Genomic DNA, 3,684 nt, shown 5'->3' on the forward strand with positions numbered 1-3,684 from the left:
GCAAAACGCGCTGACCCATGAAGGGAAGCAGATTCATGTTCTCCGGAGATTGTTGAACTGGAGGCTCGCTCCATAAGAATGCGGCCGACAATCATGATGATGATCATGGCGACAAATCCGCCGCCAAACGGGATCAGGATCTCATTGGGGAGTTCATTGGTCTCAATGTAAAAGGCATAAAGCCACTTCCACCACTCAGGGTCAGTGGGATCAAACGCGAGCGTGTAATACCACCCTGCAAGCGTGACGACGATGAAGGCAAATATGGAGACAAGAGCAACAACTCGTGGGAATACATGCATCACTGAAGTTTCCCGTTTTTGAGGATGTAACGGTTGTTCTTGACCTCATAGATATCGGTGACGTGACGCACACCGCGGTCAAAACGAGTGATATGGAAGATCACATCTACCAGCGTGTCGAAGTACTCGCTGATGGGCTTTGTCAGGTTCAAGCCGGACATATCGATGTTGTTCTGAAACCGCTCGACCACCATTTCAGCGCGGTCGGCGTGAATGGTGCACATCCAGCCCTTCGCGCCGGTGTTCAGCGCGTTCAAAGCTGGAAAGGCATTTTCGGTAGAGATTTCTGAGAAGATGATGCGATCTGGCGAGATACGCATTTTGTGGTTGAAGAGCTGCTCCCATGTTCTCAGACCTGCGCCTTGTGAAGCCTCACGCGATGCAAACAGTGCAGATCCATTCCAGAAGCGCTCAACCTCCAGCTCCGGCGTATCTTCGCACGACACAATGCGCTCTTGGTCAGGCAAGAGCCCAAGCAGTTTGTTCAGGAATGTTGTTTTGCCTGTGTTGGTAGAGCCGGATATCGCAATATTCCAACGCTTGTGCATGGCTTCACCAATGTAGTCGATGATCATTTGGCGAAGCCCCAGATCTTCGAACTTGACCTCATAGGGATGTTTGCAACGCACCGCCATGGAAAGGCCGTTCTGCGTGCTTGGCCCAATCAAGCACTCAAAACGATGGCGCTCAGGAAGTGACACGGAAAGGTTTGGATTTGTATCTTCGGAAAACTTCAGGCCGTTGTAGTTGGCAAGCGCCTGACACATGCGCCGGATCTCGGTGAAGCCGATATTTGGCGTCTCTATCTGCTGCAGGTCTGACTTGCGATGTTCCACGATGATTTTTCGAGGCCGCATCTGGCGCAGCTCAACTACATTAGGATCGCTGTAGAGCTCAGCTAAAGGTTCCATAAGCTTCATTATCAGTCGATCAGACATAACTTACCCATTCACCCTGAGGATTGCCTCTGGGAGTTACTTTCAAACCATTGGTGTTGCTTGCGTTTTAAGAATTAAGGAGGATCTGGCAGATCCATGACCTCGGCCTGCCAGATCCTTTGCATATACTTAGACGTTCATCAGCATTCTTCGCCGCCATCCCCTCTTGAGGTCACGGTATTAGACGTGTTTCTTTGTGAAACCGTCTTCCACTTTGAATAGAACACTTCACCTGCCGGATTAGTCTTTTTATCCCGCGTATAGGTCTTAAAGAGATTGGTTGCTGTGAATGTAGCAGTGTTGCAACGATTGCTTCTTTTGGCACCAGTTGCTGTGTATGGACCGTTTCTATGTGGGCCGTCGTTAGAGTAAGCCCTGTTCTTATCTTTGTCCTCTAAATAGCCCCAACTTGCACGGTTGCTCGTAAACGACACACTCACCCAGCGCTCTTCGATCTCCTGCTGATAGGTGCACCGATCACCTTCATTCACAGGAGTGCCGTCGCTGACAGCCACATAATGCTTGCTTCCATCTGGCCGTTCATAAGCTTGTTTACGCTTGACAGGAACCATCGCATTACATCCGTCATAATAACGCTCTGAGGTGTCTTCATCTTCTTCAACACTCTTCTTCTTGTAAGCAACGTATTGTGCGCCAGGCAGAAGCTTCTTAGTTGCAATGGTGTAACTTAAGCCATCAACTCTGATCGAAACGTCAGACAGTGGCCGTGCTTTGCGCTTGGGATCATCATATTTCCAGGAAGATGTCTCAGCGATATGCGTATAATTCGTATCGCTCTTCTGGCAGCTACCCACATAGATCCTGTCTGGATTGGTGTAATAAAAACGCTCCAGTCCGGTAGACACGCCAGCAGTGAAATCATGCGTAAAGTCTGCTGGACTGATACACCCTTCAATGGTTGGCTTGCACTGATAGCCTTCCTCAAAGACTTCCCCATCCCCCAATGGGACCTCCAAGCGGGTGCTGTCCGGACGCTCAAAAACATCTGTCAGCTTAGTCGGGATAAAGGCATAGCAACCCTCAAAATAGCGCCCTGATGCAACCTGCTCGGATTCCGTTTCCATCTTGGTGTAAGCAACTTCAGGTGCTCCAGGCAGCAGCATGTTTGATGCCAGTGGATAGACCTGACCGGCCACATTGATCGACACATCAGAAAGAGGCTGGGCCACTTTTTTCTCGTCGTCGTGCTTCCAGGAAGAAACTTCAACGTTGTGTACGTATGCAGTTCCGCTTTGCTGACACGCACTGACATAAACCCTGTTCGGATTCTCATAGTAGAATCGCTCCAGGCCATACGACACACCAGCTGCAATATCGTGATTGAACTCAGCCGGATTGATGCAGCCTTCCGTAGTGGACTTGATCTCAATGGAAGCGGTTGAATCTGGCGTACACTGATCGATGTATTGCGCAGCACCACTTACAACAATTTCCGTGCGGTACTGAGGAATAGCCCTGCGTCCCGTCAAATCCACCATGATCTGACAAATATCAACGCCGTTCTTCTTAAATACCTTTTCATGCGGGAAGGTGTTTTCTGTCACCGTACATGGGGAGGCCTGATAGAACTGATCATCCTTCTCGTAGATCCACATTGCCATTTCGGTTGAAAGTTTATTGCCGAAATCATGACGGACGTTACATCCATCTGTTACCTGCGCCATCTTGATTGGCTGGTAAAAATCTGATCGCTCACACGTCCGCACTGTCTGCAGGTTGTTGTTGCCATCGGTGTAGACCATTTGGGTCTCGATGTAAGCCATACCCGCTTCCAAATCGATATCAATTGGGCAGCTATCATCCTCTGTAATTGAGAATGTTGTATCTGGGTCAGGCTGACAGTCAGAAAGCTGAATACGCTCCTGCTTGCTGTTGATGTAATATTCGAGGTACTGCGGCTTTGCGATGCGAGCATTTACATCGATCTTGTCATCACACGTTGCAGCGCTCTTTTGGATCGTGAAGTTTGTACCACTGTCAGAACATGCACTTTCTTCAACCACAACACCCTTTTTCAAGGTTTGTGTCTTGGACTGAACACGTACTTGTCCTTGGTTTCGGTCGATGACTGGAGAACAGCCATCAAAGGTGAGACGCACCTCTTCCGGATCTTCTTCAGGAGCTTCCTCGGCTTCAACTTCCTTGCGCTCCGGCGTCTCATAACCGCTCTGACCAGGTGTGTCTCCACCTCCGGACGAATCTGAGCTTGACCCGGAACCACCATTCTCGTTACGTGCTACATCTTCGTACTTTTCGTCTTCTTCCTTGTCTTCCTTTTCTTTGTCCTCTTTCGGCTCTTCTTGCATATTAAGCTTTGTGAGCGCTGCAATCAGCTCTTCCTCGTTGCCCGATACATCAAGTGTTTCTTCCGGATTGATCACATCCTCTTCAACATCAAACTGCGACGAGAAGTTTTCTGCATT

The 3,684-nt window shown here is 49.2% G+C and carries 2 protein-coding genes and 1 pseudogene; all 3 read right to left on the reverse strand.

Annotated features, from left to right (window positions below; genetic code table 11):
- Positions 1-302, reverse strand: a pseudogene (locus PsW74_RS22925) (conjugal transfer protein TraG); the annotation flags it as partial.
- A complete protein-coding gene (locus PsW74_RS22930; protein ID WP_063290518.1) occupies positions 302-1,240 on the reverse strand; it encodes an ATPase, T2SS/T4P/T4SS family in 939 nt (312 codons plus the stop codon). The pseudogene PsW74_RS22925 and the gene PsW74_RS22930, both read right to left, overlap by 1 nt.
- Before the next feature lie 140 nt (positions 1,241-1,380).
- The coding region (locus PsW74_RS22935) for a hypothetical protein (RefSeq protein WP_206599955.1) at positions 1,381-3,684 on the reverse strand (2,304 nt) is incomplete at its 5' end.

The organism is Pseudovibrio sp. W74, assembly GCF_001623085.1.
Taxonomy (GTDB): Bacteria; Pseudomonadota; Alphaproteobacteria; order Rhizobiales; family Stappiaceae; genus Pseudovibrio.

Bases quoted from the DNA above. Each gene is read 5' to 3' on its own strand.
- PsW74_RS22930 (WP_063290518.1), bottom strand. From the start codon at position 1,240: ATGTCTGATCGACTGATAATGAAGCTTATGGAACCTTTAGCTGAGCTC.